Origin of the sequence: Nocardia sp. NPDC127606, from assembly GCF_042671725.1 — a bacterium.
GTDB lineage: Bacteria > Actinomycetota > Actinomycetes > Mycobacteriales > Mycobacteriaceae > Nocardia.
The window spans coordinates 58,391-71,818 of sequence record NZ_JBHXWQ010000005.1; the positions used below are offsets into that span (position 1 = coordinate 58,391).

Genomic DNA, 13,428 nt, shown 5'->3' on the forward strand with positions numbered 1-13,428 from the left:
CAGGTAGCTGCAGTGCCGCGTGTGCTGCCGTCGATCTGTAGGAGACTCCGAAATGCCGGCAATCGTCCTCATCGGTGCCCAATGGGGCGACGAGGGTAAGGGCAAAGCTACAGACCTGCTCGGTGAGCGGTTGCAGTGGGTGGTCCGATACCAGGGCGGCAACAATGCCGGCCACACGGTGGTTCTCCCCAACGGCGACAAGTTCGCGCTGCACCTGATTCCGTCCGGCATCCTCACCCCCGGTGTGAAGAACGTCATCGGCAACGGTGTCGTCGTCGACCCGGGCGTACTGCTCGACGAACTGGCCGGTCTGGAAGAGCGCGGAGTCGACACCTCCGGCCTGCTGCTCTCCGCTGACGCGCACCTGATCATGCCGTATCACGTGGCCATCGATAAGGTCACCGAACGCTTCCTCGGCAACCGCAAGATCGGCACCACCGGTCGCGGTATCGGCCCCTGCTACCAGGACAAGGTCGCCCGCGTCGGCGTCCGCGTGGCCGACGTGCTCGACGAGAAGATCCTCACCCAGAAGGTCGAAGCCGCACTGGAGTTCAAGAACCAGGTGCTGGTCAAGATCTACAACCGCCGCGCGCTCGACCCGCAGCAGGTGGTGGACGAGGTGCTCGAGCAGGCCGAATCGTTCAAGCACCGCATCTCCGACACCCGGCTCGAGCTGAACCTGGCGCTCGAGCGCGGCGACACCGTGCTGCTGGAAGGCTCGCAGGGCACGCTGCTCGACGTCGACCACGGCACCTACCCGTTCGTCACCTCGTCGAACCCGACCGCGGGTGGCGCGGCGGTGGGTTCGGGTATCGGACCGAACAAGATCGACACGGTGCTCGGCATCCTCAAGTGCTACACCACCCGCGTCGGCTCCGGCCCGTTCCCGACCGAGCTGTTCGACAACTTCGGTGAGTTCCTGGCCAAGAACGGTGGCGAGGTCGGTGTCACCACCGGTCGTGCGCGGCGTTGTGGCTGGTTCGACGCGGTGATCAGCCGGTACGCCACGCGCGTCAACGGGGTCACCGACTACTTCCTCACCAAGCTGGACGTGCTGTCCGGGCTGGACACGGTGCCGATCTGCGTGGCGTACGAGATCGATGGCAAGCGGGTCGAGCAGATGCCGACTACGCAGACCGAGTTCCACCACGCCAAGCCGATCTACGAGGAGCTGCCGGGTTGGTGGGAGGACATCTCCCACGCCCGCACCTTCGAGGAGCTGCCTGCCAACGCCCAGGCGTATGTGCTGCGGCTGGAAGAGCTGTCGGGTGCGCGGATCTCGTGCATCGGCGTGGGTCCGGGGCGTGACCAGACGATCGTTCGGCACGACGTGCTCGCTTGATCTGACGCTGGGAAACCAGTCGGAGGTCCGGTGCCGGTTACGGCGCCGGACCTTTGTTTTGGGCGGGGTCGCGGATATCTGTCCTGGTCAGGGCGACATGCGCGAATTATGTGGACTCGCTATCGATTTGTGGCATCCGGCTGGCTAACGCTATCGTCGCGGGGCGGCGCGCGGGGACGTGCCGTTTTCCTCGAGTGTCAGTGGGTGTCGGCGTGATCCGTCGGTCTGTGAATGTGAACTCTTCGACGGTGCGGCGGGTCGCTCGACCGGTGATCGGGGTGCTGCCCATGGCGCTGGCGGTTGCCTGTGCGGGTGTCGCGATCGCGGTGCCGCAGCCGGGCGTGAATGTGGCTCCGGTGCAGCCGGGTGTCACCACCGAGGCGCCCGCCGACGAAGGCGGTCGCTCGGATCTGGCGAAGTTCGACGGTCCGGATTCGCTCGGGCATCTCACCCCCGAGCGTCCGGAGTCGCGCCCGGTGCCGGAGTACACCACCCCGGCCCCGCCGATCGTCATCGAGGAACTCCACCTTCCGGAGCCGGTCGAGCCGGTGGCGCCGATCGCCCCGCCCGAGCGGACACTGCGCATCGGTGACTTCACCAGCCCGGTCCCGGACGAGGTTCCGAACGACATCCTCGATGGTGTGAACGGCACCGCGGCCGACGCCGAAGCCGCGATCGCCACCCAGGGCCGCTCGGTCGGCATCAATCCGAGCCGCTCGGACAAGATCGCCGCGGCGACCGTCGGTGGCGCACTGGCCGGTGCCGCGATCGCGGGAGTTCCGGCCGCTGCCGTCGGCGCGGTCGGCGGCGGCCTCATCGGCGCCGGCATCGGTGCGGGTGTCGGCTTCGCGGTGGGCGCCGCGGGCACCGCGGGTGCGGCCGCGATTCTCGGTGCCGCGGCGGCGGTCCCGACCGCGGGGGTGAGCGCCTTGGCGGCGATCCCCGCTGGCTTTGCCCTGGCGTGGCCGATCGCCGCCGCCGGCACCGGGGCGGGCGCCGCCATCGGCGCCGCGGCGGGTGCGGCTACCGGTGCCGCCGTTCTCGGCGTTCCCGCAGCCGCGGCGGGTGCCGTCGCGGGCGGCGTGCTCGGCAGCGGTTACGGGGCGACCCTCTGACCCGTCCTCGACGGCACGGTCACAGTCCTGCGATCCGGTGGGAATCGGCTTCGGGCGACCCCGGCGTCCGAATGCCCGCCGGGGTAGCGTCGAGAAGGGCTTCGGGATGGAGGTGGATGATGGCTCTGCGACGTGGGTCAGCCGCGGCGGCTCTGCTCGCGCTGGCGGTCCTGCCGGGATGCGCCGCCCGGGATGCGCCGGCTCCCTCGCCCAGCGTCTCCCCGGTGAGTTCGGCGCCGCCGCCCGCGCAGACTCTCGCCCCCTCGCAGCAGCGCAACGAACGCATTCGCGGAATGCTCTACACCGTCGGCTGCACCAGCAACAGCTGCGTCCAGGTCTACTTCGCGTGCCTGGACGGCTACCTCACCGGTGAGCCGTGCCAGTTCTTCCGCGATCACCCACCGCCACCCTGAATTACTTTGCGCGGGTGAGGAATTCGCCGGTAGCGGGGGCGAGGATCGAGATCTTGGGGTTGTGACTCACCCCGGGGAGCTCGGCGAATTCCGCGTTCGGCAGCACCTCGGCGGCGGCCTTGGAGCCCTTGATGAGCAGCGGTGCGGTCCGGTCGCCCGCGAGCACGAGCACCGGCACCTCGACTCCCCGCCAGTCGGCCGGGTCCAGCTTCTTGCCCTGCATGTACGGCTTCATCACCGCCCAGTCGTGCGCGGTCGAGTTCGACGTCGCCGTCAGCGTCTTCCAGAACGGTGTCACCCGCATCGCCGCCACCATGAGCGACGGCATCCCCATCGCCTTGGTCATGTAGTACCGCACGGTCTTGCCGCGATCGCCCGCGGCGATCATCGGGTGCAGCTTGGCTTCCAGATCCTTCGGCGGCACATGGCCTTTCGCGTCGACCACGAACGGCGGCTCGAAAGCCACCACCTCGGTGACGCCGGGCACGGACTGCGCGGCAAGCAGCGCCAGCGCGGCACCGGAGGACCAGCCGAACAGCGCCGCTTTCCCGCCTGCGGCCTCGACCAGCGCCGCGATGTCGGCGATTTCGTTGGCCGCGTCGTACACGCCGGGGGAGTCGGTGCTGTCACCGCGCCCGCGCCGGTCGTAGTTGAGCACCGTGAGCCCGTAATCGTCGGCCAGCGCCTGCGCGAGTTCGACCATCGTGGGGAACGCGCGGTAGCTGAACGCGCCACCGATCAGGATGACGGTCCCGGCGGTCCCCTCACCGATCCGGTCGTAGGCGATCGTGGTGCCGTCGGCCGACGTCACAGTCTGCATGGGGAATTCCTCTCGATAACGGGCCGCCGCGCTCGACGGTACGCGATCACCTCGACCGCAGGTCCGCGCGGGTTTCGCGGACCCGGCCGTTGGCACGAGCCGGGCGAGTCTGATCTTGTTCGTTGAGACGGGACGCGTCGCGAGAATTCATCGGTGCGCTGCCGGACCGCTGCCGAGCGAGTTGCCGATCAGAACAACATCGGTTCGCCGAACCCCGGCGTCCGTTCGATCTCCAACAGTCGTGCCTTGGTGCCGATCCCGCCCGGCGCCGAGAATCCGTGCAAGGCGTGATCGGCCGCGAGGACCCGATGGCAGGGAATGATGAGCGGCACCGGGTTGCGCCCCAAGGCTTGTCCGACGGCCTGCGCGGAGCCGGGAGCTCCGATACGACTGGCGATATCGCCGTAGCTGAGCGTGTGACCCGGGTCGATCTCGCGCGTCACCGCGTACACGGCGCGATGGAATTCCGGTACACCCCGCAGATCCACCTCGATCCAGCGCAGTGCGTCGACCGCGCCATCGAGGTGGGCGCGAATCCCCGCGATCGCCTCGACGATCACCGGTCCCGGCGCGCTCTCCGGCACCGGCGACCCGTGGAACGGCCGGGTGATCCGGGCGAGGGTTTCCTCCTCGCTCGCTTCGGGCAGCTGGAATCGGACAACGGCGTCACCGTGCCAGGCGATCGCGCACAGCCCGATAGCGGTGTCGAACAGTGCCGAGACCACCGTCTCGGTCTGCGTCGAGTCACTCATGATCACAGTGTGCGCCGACCCACCGACAAAGACACACTCACGCGGCGAGCGACCCCCGCTGCGTGTCTGTCGACTGGACGTTAAGGCCAGTTTCGGGCAACTGGACTGCATCGTCAGCGACCTCGTGTGCGCGCATCGCATCGAGATCTCGGTAGAGTCGCTGCTCGTCGTAGGTGCCGAATGCCCGGTCATGCGGCAGATATTGGAAGGGCCAGAAGGGAAGCTCGCCCTTCTTGGGCGAGAAGTGGTAGACCGCCAACCCGAAGGCAACGGCAACGGCGAGGGCTAGGAAAGTGGTCATGCCAGTAAGAATCCCCCCACTGGCCTTGCTTAGAAATATCCACTTAGGGAATACTGGACTTTATGGCGACAAGAGTGATCGGCGCAGCAGGCTTGGCTCGCGACCTCGGCCGGTGGCGTGACCCCGAAACCGACGGCGATGCCGAGCGCCGCCCGCACCGGCCCGCCTATCTGGCCTTGGCTGAAGCCATCCGCCTGCTGATCCACGACGGCCGCGCCCCGCTGGGCGTCGCCCTGCCCAGCGAGCGCGATCTGGCGGGCACTCTCGGCGTCAGCCGCACCACCATCACCTCCACCTATTCACTGCTGCGCGAACACGGCTACTTGATCAGCCGCCAGGGTTCGCGCAGCACGGTCGCGCTGCCGCCCGCGATCCAGCACGACGGCGCCAAGCCCAGCCGCGGCATCATGGCCCTGATGGCACAGCCGGAACTGCCGACCATCGACATGACCTACGCCGCGATGCCCGCGTCCCCCGAACTCCACGACGCGTATTCGATCGCGCTGCAAGGAATCCCGTCGTACCTCGGTACCCACGGCATGGACCCGGTCGGCATCCTCGCGCTGCGCGAAGCACTGGCCCGCCGCTACACCGCGCGCGGTCTGCCGACGGAACCGGAACAGATCCTGGTGACGCTCGGTGCGCAACACGGACTTCGGCTGCTCCTCAACGTGCTCGCCTCACCCGGTGCCCGAGTCCTGATCGAGCACCCGTCCTACCCGAACGCCATCGAAGCCATCCGCGACGTCGGCGCCCGCCCCATCCCGATCCCACTGCGCCCCGAATTCCCCGATGCCGGTTGGGATCTCGAAGGCCTGCGCAGTACGGCGCGGCAAACCGCGGCCACCCTGGCCTACCTGGTTCCCGACTTCAACAACCCCACCGGACTGCTGCTCGGCGCCGAGGGTCGCGCCGAACTGGCCGCCATCGCCCGCGACACCAGGATGACCGTCGTCGTCGACGAGTCGATGGGCGAACTGAACCTGTCGGACGGGACCATGCCCCCACCGGTCGCCGCGTTCGCGAAGGGCTCGGAGATCGTCACCATCGGTTCGGCGTCGAAGTCGTTCTGGGGTGGTCTGCGGGTCGGCTGGATCCGTACCAGTCAGCCGCTGATCACCAAGCTGCTCGGCATCCGCTCCACCGTCGACCTCGGCACTCCGGTGATGGATCAGCTGGCCACCGTCCACCTGCTCGAGAACGCCGAACCCATCCTCGAGCGCCGCCGCGAACAGCTGCGCGCCCAGCGCACCGCCCTGCTCGACGCCGTCGCCGAAGACCTCCCCGGCTGGCACATCACGGTCGGCGCGGGCGGCATGTCGGTGTGGGCCCAGCTGCCCAGCCCGGTCTCCACCGCGCTCGCCGCCACCGCGCCCAATCACGGCGTATTGCTTGCCGCCGGACCACGTTTCGGCGTCCAGGGCGCGTTCGAACGTTTCATCCGGCTGCCGTACACCCACCCCGAAGCCGACCTACGCATCGCCGTCAAATCCATCGCCGCGGCCTACGACGCCCTCACCCCCCGCGCCGCCGACCCGCTCCAACCGCTCACCTGCTACTGAACGCACACGGGTTGTGCCCGGTGGAAGCCGGTTCGGGGCGCACGGTTTCGTACCCCGCCCCGAACATGAACAGCACCGAGGCCACCAACCCCACCGCGGTCAGCGGCACCGCGACGGCGCCGCGTTCGGACGGATAGCGGAACAGCAGCACCAGCAAACACAGCAGTGAGACGGCGGCGGCCAGCAGCATCCCGGTCGCGAGCCCGTTCAGCACGCTCACCATCACCGGCACCGGCGCCGCACTGTGGCAATGGTTTTCGGCGATCTGCGCAGTGCGGGTGTCGAACAATCCCTCGGCCAGGATGAAGCACAGCACTGCCGCGCCGAAGGTGGTGACCGCGATGAGGGCGGCGAGCACCTTCGGTGGGGTTCTGACGGTTCGGGACCTCGGCCTGTCGTCGATAATGGAAAACTTTACCGACGACAGGCCGGCAAATCAGTCAGCCCAGACCGTTTCGATCGGTGTCGCGACATTCGGCGGGGGAGTGGGTGTGCCGCCCGGTGTGCGCGAGAAGCGCGGCGCGGGCGCGTGCTGGACCACACCGTCGATCTCGATCAGGCCGGTACGGGCCACGATGTGCGGGTTCTCGGTGGCCTCGGTGAAGGTCAGCACCGGTGTGGTGCAGGCATCGGTGCCGTCGAAGATCGCGGCCCACTCGTCGCGGGTCTTCGTCAGGAACTTGTCGGTGAACAGCTTGCGCAGCTGTTCCTGACCGTTCGGGTCGATCTGCATCGGCAGACCTTCCGGGTCGATCTCCAGCCCGGCCAGCAGCTGGGCGTAGAACTGCGGCTCGATCGCGCCGACGGCCATGTACTTGCCGTCGGAGGTCTCATAGGTGTCGTAGAAGGCCATGCCGGTATCGAGCAGGTTGGTGCCGCGCTCGTCGGACCACAGACCGACCCCGCGCATACCCCAGATCATGTGCGAGAGGGCAAGCGCGCCATCGATCATCGCGGCGTCGATCACCTGGCCCTTGCCGGAACTCTGCCGCTCCACGAGCGCGGCGAGCACGCCGAACACCAGGAACATCGAGCCGCCACCGAAGTCGCCGACCATGTTCAGCGGCGGCACCGGCCGCTCGCCCTTGCGCCCGATGGCATTGAGCACACCGGTCAGCGAGATGTAGTTGATGTCGTGTCCCGCGCGATCGGCGAGCGGGCCGTGCTGGCCCCAGCCGGTCATCCGGCCGTACACCAGGCGCGGGTTGCGGGCCAGCGTGTCGTCGGGCCCGAGGCCCATGCGCTCGGTGACGCCGGGGCGGAAGCCCTCGAGCAGCACGTCGGCCTTCTCGACCAGGTCGAGGATCTTGGCGACGTCGGCGGGGTCCTTCAGATTCGCCTCGACGATCGTTCGTCCACGCCACTGTGGGCGTTCCATGAAGCCGGGCAGCTGGTTCGGGCGCTGCACCCGCACCACGTCGGCGCCGAGGTCGGCCAGCAGCAGCGCGGCGTGCGGACCTGGCCCGATGCCCGCCAACTCGATGACCTTGATGCCCGCAAGGGGCCCCTGCTTGGCGGTGGACTCCGTGCTCACGCGGTGACCTCAGTTCGTCGTCGAACGGTATTGACACTCCGACAATAGCGCTGGGGTGGCGGCTCGGGTAGAGCATGGGCGAGAATTCGCACGAGCGCGACTCGGCGCGGCAACGGGAGGACCCGGTAGTGGGCGTGTGGGGTGAGGTCGTTGTCGGCCTTGTCATTCTGGTCGGCATCGTCGGCGTGATCGTACCGATTCTGCCGGGGGTGATCCTCATTTTCGCGGCAATCGCGGTGTGGGCGTTCATGACCGGCGGTGCGACGGCCTGGACGGTGCTGGCTGTCGCCACCGTCGCGCTGGTGCTCTCCGGCGTCGTGAAGTACACCTGGCCGGGTAAGCGGATGCGCGAAGCCGGGGTGTCCAACCGTGCGCTGCTGGCCGGTGCGGTGCTCGGCATCGTCGGCTTCTTCGTGATCCCGATCGTCGGCCTGTTCATCGGCTTCGTGCTCGGTGTGTACCTGGCCGAGCTGTATCGCCTGAAGACCAACGACCTGGCCTGGCCCGCGACGGTGCACGCGCTCAAGGGCGTCGGCCTGTCGATGCTGGTCGAGTTGTTCGGCGCGCTGATCGCGTCCGGCGTGTGGCTCACCGGCGCGATCATCAGCTGACTACTCGATGATCGGCAGCGGACGGGTGTGGTCGTCCGCGCCGGGGAGCTGGTTGCGCGGGATCGGGATAGTCGGATTCTCGGCGCGGGGCAGCGGCTCTGGCTCCGGGCGATACACCGCGGGCAGCCGGTAGAACTCGCGGGCATTGTCCTCGAGCACCGCGTGGATATCGGAGCCGACCACCTGCGAGATCAGGTCGATATCGCGCTCCTCGAACGGTCTGCCGGCGCGCGTGCCGGGCAGATCGCTGCCGAACATCAGCGCACCCGGGTTGACCGTGTGGATGCGCCGCAGCGTCTCGGCCACATCCATCTCGACCCGGCCGAACCCGGTCGCCTTCACCCGCGCGCCGCGGTCCACCAGGTCGAGCAGGTACGGCAGACCCTCGTCGGACATGCCGAGATGGTCGATCGAGAGCGCGGGCAGCTTCGAGATCACCGGTTGCAGCGAGGCCAGCATCTGGCCGTCGATGTAGAGCTCCACGTGCCAGCCCGCCAGTTCGTGGGCGCGCAACGCCTGCAATGTCATCTCGGTGATGTCGGCGGCGGCACGCTTGAGGTTGAACCGCAAGGCGCGCACGCCCGCCCGGTTCAGCTCGAGGATCTCGTCGTCGGTGGCGTCGAGATCCAGCCGGGTCACGCCGACCCAGTCGGGACCGAGCGCGGACAGTGCTGCCTTCAGGTACGTCTGATCAGCGCCTTGGAAAGACGCGCTGACGACAGCACCGCCGCGAACATCGAAGTGCGCCATACGCTTTCGATAGTCATCGATCACGTAGGGCTCGGGAAGATAGCCTTCGTTCTCGATCAGCGGAAACCGCGGATCGATGATGTGGACGTGGGCATCGAACACCAGTACAGAATGCCTTATCTCTGCGGCGCGAGCGCGCTCAACGTCGCGCCCCCACTAGGACGGGACCACCGAAACCCCGAGTTCTGCCATCACAGCAAGCCCAGCCCCCGCACATCCCGACCTCGAGGAGGGATCGGCGCCGAAGCCGCCGATTCGCGGCCGGCCATTCAGGGCCGCGAACACGCGCGCACCAGCGCGCCAAAAACTCAGGCCTTGTTCGGCTCGGACGCGCGCAGCATGTCCTCGCGCTCCACGACCTTCACGCGCTCACGGCCTTCGGGCTCGCCGAGGGCGCGCTCGTGGGCGTCGAGGCGGTACCAGCCGGCCCACGTGGTGAACGGGATGCCCTTGCCCTCCAGGAACTCGGTGACGGCGTCGAGCTCGGGCTTCGGCGCGGGGGCGAAGGCCTTGGCGTCGTCGAGCAGGCAGGCGATGGTCTCGTTGGCGTCGCCCTTGGTGTGGCCGATGAGGCCGACCGGGCCGCGCTTGATCCAGCCGGTGACATAGGTGGCGGGCATGAACCGGGCGTCACCTTCGGCGGTGTCGTCGGCGATCACGCGACCGGCCTCGTTGGGCACCGTGCCCGCCTGATCGTCGAACGGCAGCTGGGTGACGTTCTGCGAGAGGTAGCCCACGGCGCGGTACACGGCCTGGATGTCCCAGTCGGTGAAGTTGCCGGTGCCCTTGACGTTGCCGGTGCCGTCGAGCTGGGTGCGTTCGGTCTTCAGGCCGACGACCTTGCCGTCGGCGCCGAGCACCTCCGAGGGCGATTCGAAGAAGTGCAGGAACAGCTTGTGCGGGCGGTCGCCGTGGTCGCGGATGGCCCACTGCTCCAAGGTGTTGGCGACCATGTCGACCTGCTTGGAGTTGCGGCGCGCGGCTTCGGAGCCTTCGTCGTAGTCGATGTCTTCGGGGTTGACGATGACCTCGATGGTCGGCGAGTGGTCGAGTTCGCGCAGTTCGAGGGGGGTGAACTTGGCCTGGGCGGGGCCGCGGCGTCCGAAGACGTGGACCTCGAGGGCCTTGTTGGTCTTGAGGCCTTCGTAGACGTTCGGCGGGATCTCGGTCGGCAGGAGTTCGTCGCCGGTCTTGGCGAGCACGCGGGCGACGTCGAGGGCGACGTTGCCGACGCCGAGGACGGCGACCTTCTCGGCGTCGAGGGGCCAGGAGCGGGGGACGTCGGGGTGGCCGTCGTACCAGGAGACGAAGTCGGCGGCGCCGTAGGAGCCGTCGAGGTCGATGCCGGGGATGGCCAGGGCGCGGTCGGCGTTGGCGCCGGTGGAGAAGATGACCGCGTCGTAGAACTGGCGCAGGTCGTCGAGGGTGATGTCGGTGCCGTAGTCGATGTTGCCGAGCAGGCGGACCTGGTCTTTGTCGAGGACCTTGTGCAGGGCGGTGATGATGCCCTTGATGCGGGGGTGGTCGGGGGCCACGCCGTAGCGGATGAGGCCGAAGGGCGCGGGCATGCGCTCGTAGAGGTCGATGCTCACGTCGGCATCGGACTTCATCAACGCGTCGGCGGCGTAGATACCGGCCGGTCCCGCACCCACGATCGCAATGCGAAGTGGGCGAGTCGCTGCACTCTGTTCGGTCATTTCTACGCGCACCCTTTGGTCGAGAACTGATTTGACGGCGTCAACTTAGCTTAGGCTAAGTCGGACATCCGCTTACTGGCAGCTGCCATCGACGTCGGCAGCCGACCGCAATCAAGGCGATTCTAGCTGCGGCGTTGCAGCCACCCGGCGCGCGGTGTATCTGCCCGCGCGGGTCTGTCAGGATTACAGCATGAACGAGGAGCAAACAGGCTCGGATGACCAGCCCGTAGTGGTGGATCAGACCGACAAGCGTTCCATCGTCCCGTTCGTCGCGGCCGCGGTGATCGCGATCATCGTGCTCATCGGCATCGTGGCGGGTGGACTGCTCTCACCCGCTGAGAAAAATGTCACAGAGGCCGACCGTCTCGCGGCCGCCGTCACCAACTATATCGACGCGCGCTCGCGCAGCGACCTCCGTCCGCCGACGGGCGTGGCCTGCCCCGGCTTCAGCGAAGAGACCTCCGGCCTCGGCGAACAGCTCGGTGGCCCGAAATCCACTGTCACGATAGACGGCAAGGGGTTCGAGAACGCCACCGTCAACGGCGACCGCGCCAAAATCGACGCGGCGCTCGTGGTGAACGGCAACCCGGCGGCGAGCAACTGGAAACTGACCCGCGTCGACAGCGCGTGGCTGGTGTGCTCCTTCTGAATCGTTTGACACGATGACCGGTGCCGAGGCAATCTCAGATCGCAAGGTCATGAGTGCCAGCGTCAAGCCCCGGCTCGCTGGTCGGCAACCCTCCTCCGCGGTGGGGTGCTCCGGGTGACGACCTGGCCGTGTGTTCGGGGATTTCCGGCACGGCAAGAGCGGATTCACGCAGGAGGATCGACATGACTTACGCCGGCGACATCACCCCTGAGAAGGCGTGGGAGCTACTCACCGAGCACCCCGGCGCCGTGCTGGTCGACGTGCGCACCGAAGGCGAGTGGGCACACATCGGCATCCCCGACACCAGCTCCATCGAACGCCCGGCCCATTTCATCGAATGGGTCGACGGCACCGGCACGCGCAACCCGGAGTTCGGAGTGCAGCTCGAGAAGGCACTCGCCGGTCGCCCGGACGACGCACCGGTCGTGTTCCTGTGTCGCTCCGGTCAGCGTTCCGCGCACGCGGCGAACCTGGCGACGGCGGCGGGCGTGGCACCGTCCTACAACGTGCTCGACGGTTTCGAAGGTGGTCCCGACGCGTTCGGTCAGCGCGGCAGCACCGGTTGGCGCGCTGTCGGCCTGCCGTGGCGTCAGGCATAAGGAGAAAAGCATGATCACCGGTGGTTCGTTCGACAAGCCACTGCCCGAAGGCGTCGGTCCCGGCACGCTCGGCGTGCGTGGCGGCCTGCGCCGTTCCGGCTTCGACGAGACCTCCGAGGCGCTGTACCTGACCTCGGGTTTCGTCTACGAGAGCGCCGAAGCCGCCGAGGCGGCGTTCACCGGCGACGTGGAGCACTTCGTCTACTCCCGCTTCGGCAACCCGACCGTGGCCATGTTCGAGGAGCGCATCCGCCTGCTCGACGGCGCCGAGGCGGCCTTCGCGACCGCGTCCGGCATGTCGGCGGTGTTCACCGCGCTCGGCGCCTTGCTGAAGGCGGGCGACCGTCTCGTCGCCGCCCGCAGCCTGTTCGGTTCCTGTTTCGTGGTCTGTAACGAGATCCTGCCGCGCTGGGGCATCGAAACCGTCTTCGTCGACGGTGACGACCTCGACCAGTGGGAACAGGCTCTCTCCGTCCCCACCCAGGCCGTGTTCTTCGAGACCCCCGCCAACCCGATGCAGACCCTCGTCGATGTCCGCAAGGTCACCGAGCTCGCCCACGCAGCGGGCGCGAAGGTGGTGCTGGACAACGTCTTCGCCACCCCGCTGCTCCAGCGCGGCTTCGAACTCGGCGCGGACGTGGTGGTCTACTCCGGCACCAAACACATCGACGGCCAGGGTCGCGTCCTCGGCGGCGCCATCCTCGGCGCCCAGGATTACATCGACGGCCCCGTCAAAACCCTGATGCGCCACACCGGCCCGGCGCTGAGCCCGTTCAACGCCTGGACCTTGCTCAAGGGCCTGGAAACCATGCCGTTGCGCGTGCGCCATTCCACCGAGTCGGCCCTGCGGGTGGCCGAGTTCCTGGAGACCAAGAACTCGGTCGACTGGGTGAAATACCCCTTCCTGGAATCACATCCGCAACACGCGCTGGCCAAAGAACAGATGACCGGCGGCGGCACGGTCGTCACCTTCGCCCTCACCGGCGACGACGGCAAGAAGCGCGCCTTCGAGGTGTTGAACCGCCTGCGCATCATCGATATCTCGAACAACCTCGGCGACGCCAAAACCATGATCACCCACCCCGCCACCACCACCCACCGAGCCATGGGCCCGGAGGGACGTGCGTCGATCGGCTTGTCCGACGGGGTAGTTCGCATCTCGGTAGGCCTGGAAGACCTCGAGGATCTCCTCGGCGACCTCGACCACGCCCTGAGCTAGATTCGCCGAACGCACAGGGTCGGTCTGTCGAAATAAGCCGGATCCGGCGGGCTTCCCTGTGTCG

The 13,428-nt window shown here is 67.7% G+C and carries 15 protein-coding genes and 1 riboswitch; of the genes, 8 read left to right on the plus strand and 7 right to left on the minus strand.

Going from position 1 to position 13,428, the window contains the following annotated elements; translation table 11 throughout:
- Positions 1–52 precede the first annotated feature (52 nt).
- From ACFVJ5_RS22495 to ACFVJ5_RS22505, 3 genes are all read left to right on the plus strand, one after another.
- Positions 53–1,342 (plus strand): adenylosuccinate synthase, encoded by a 1,290-nt coding sequence (locus ACFVJ5_RS22495; RefSeq protein WP_378633609.1) that lies wholly within the window; start codon positions 53–55, stop codon positions 1,340–1,342.
- A 233-nt stretch (positions 1,343–1,575) separates the two neighbouring features.
- Positions 1,576–2,457 (plus strand): hypothetical protein, encoded by an 882-nt coding sequence (locus tag ACFVJ5_RS22500; protein WP_379222796.1) that lies wholly within the window; start codon positions 1,576–1,578, stop codon positions 2,455–2,457.
- A gap of 119 nt (positions 2,458–2,576) precedes the next feature.
- Positions 2,577–2,870, plus strand: coding sequence for a hypothetical protein (locus ACFVJ5_RS22505; RefSeq protein WP_379222798.1), 294 nt, complete (start codon positions 2,577–2,579; stop codon positions 2,868–2,870).
- A gap of 1 nt (position 2,871) precedes the next feature.
- Here ACFVJ5_RS22505 and ACFVJ5_RS22510 read toward each other — a convergent pair whose 3' ends face one another.
- The 3 genes from ACFVJ5_RS22510 to ACFVJ5_RS22520 all read right to left on the minus strand — a co-directional run bounded on the left by ACFVJ5_RS22510 (position 2,872) and on the right by ACFVJ5_RS22520 (position 4,743).
- On the minus strand, positions 2,872–3,690 hold the full coding sequence (locus ACFVJ5_RS22510) for an alpha/beta fold hydrolase (RefSeq protein ID WP_379222800.1): 819 nt from the start codon (positions 3,688–3,690) through the stop codon (positions 2,872–2,874).
- 188 nt (positions 3,691–3,878) lie between these two features.
- Entirely contained in the window at positions 3,879–4,442 is a 564-nt protein-coding gene (locus ACFVJ5_RS22515) for a methylated-DNA--[protein]-cysteine S-methyltransferase (RefSeq protein ID WP_379222802.1), read from the minus strand.
- 37 nt (positions 4,443–4,479) lie between these two features.
- A complete protein-coding gene (locus tag ACFVJ5_RS22520; protein ID WP_379222804.1) occupies positions 4,480–4,743 on the minus strand; it encodes a hypothetical protein in 264 nt (87 codons plus the stop codon).
- A 62-nt stretch (positions 4,744–4,805) separates the two neighbouring features.
- Between ACFVJ5_RS22520 and ACFVJ5_RS22525 the strand changes: the two genes are divergently transcribed.
- Complete coding sequence (locus ACFVJ5_RS22525) at positions 4,806–6,305, plus strand: PLP-dependent aminotransferase family protein (protein WP_379222806.1); 1,500 nt, start codon at positions 4,806–4,808, stop codon at positions 6,303–6,305.
- Here the strand turns inward: ACFVJ5_RS22525 and ACFVJ5_RS22530 are convergent.
- Both ACFVJ5_RS22530 and ACFVJ5_RS22535 read right to left on the minus strand, forming a co-directional pair.
- Positions 6,292–6,663, minus strand: a complete 372-nt coding sequence (locus tag ACFVJ5_RS22530) for a hypothetical protein (protein ID WP_378655860.1) — start codon at positions 6,661–6,663, stop codon at positions 6,292–6,294. The genes ACFVJ5_RS22525 and ACFVJ5_RS22530 overlap by 14 nt on opposite strands.
- Positions 6,664–6,741: 78 nt before the next feature.
- Positions 6,742–7,839 carry a CaiB/BaiF CoA transferase family protein gene (locus ACFVJ5_RS22535; RefSeq protein WP_379222808.1) on the minus strand — a complete coding sequence of 366 codons (1,098 nt, stop codon included), beginning with the start codon at positions 7,837–7,839 and terminating at the stop codon, positions 6,742–6,744.
- Positions 7,840–7,967: 128 nt separating this feature from the next.
- On the opposite strand from ACFVJ5_RS22535, the gene ACFVJ5_RS22540 reads away from it, so the two are divergent.
- A complete protein-coding gene (locus tag ACFVJ5_RS22540) occupies positions 7,968–8,450 on the plus strand; it encodes a DUF456 domain-containing protein (protein ID WP_379223377.1) in 483 nt (160 codons plus the stop codon).
- Here ACFVJ5_RS22540 and ACFVJ5_RS22545 read toward each other — a convergent pair whose 3' ends face one another.
- Together ACFVJ5_RS22545 and ACFVJ5_RS22550 are read right to left on the minus strand one after the other, a co-directional pair.
- A complete protein-coding gene (locus ACFVJ5_RS22545; protein WP_379222810.1) occupies positions 8,451–9,302 on the minus strand; it encodes an amidohydrolase family protein in 852 nt (283 codons plus the stop codon). It lies immediately after the preceding gene.
- Between the two features lie 206 nt (positions 9,303–9,508).
- Positions 9,509–10,897: an FAD-dependent oxidoreductase gene (locus tag ACFVJ5_RS22550; protein WP_379222811.1), complete on the minus strand. Its 1,389-nt coding sequence runs from the start codon at positions 10,895–10,897 to the stop codon at positions 9,509–9,511.
- 190 nt (positions 10,898–11,087) lie between these two features.
- On the opposite strand from ACFVJ5_RS22550, the gene ACFVJ5_RS22555 reads away from it, so the two are divergent.
- From ACFVJ5_RS22555 to ACFVJ5_RS22565, 3 genes are all read left to right on the plus strand, one after another.
- Positions 11,088–11,546: a hypothetical protein gene (locus tag ACFVJ5_RS22555; protein WP_379222813.1), complete on the plus strand. Its 459-nt coding sequence runs from the start codon at positions 11,088–11,090 to the stop codon at positions 11,544–11,546.
- Between the two features lie 45 nt (positions 11,547–11,591).
- Positions 11,592–11,711: riboswitch (SAM riboswitch) on the plus strand.
- A 17-nt stretch (positions 11,712–11,728) separates the two neighbouring features.
- Complete coding sequence (locus tag ACFVJ5_RS22560) at positions 11,729–12,145, plus strand: rhodanese-like domain-containing protein (RefSeq protein WP_056815009.1); 417 nt, start codon at positions 11,729–11,731, stop codon at positions 12,143–12,145.
- Positions 12,146–12,155: 10 nt separating this feature from the next.
- The gene (locus tag ACFVJ5_RS22565; RefSeq protein ID WP_379222815.1) at positions 12,156–13,364 is read left to right on the plus strand and encodes an O-succinylhomoserine sulfhydrylase; all 1,209 of its coding nucleotides are present in this window, start codon (positions 12,156–12,158) and stop codon (positions 13,362–13,364) included.
- Positions 13,365–13,428 lie beyond the last annotated feature (64 nt).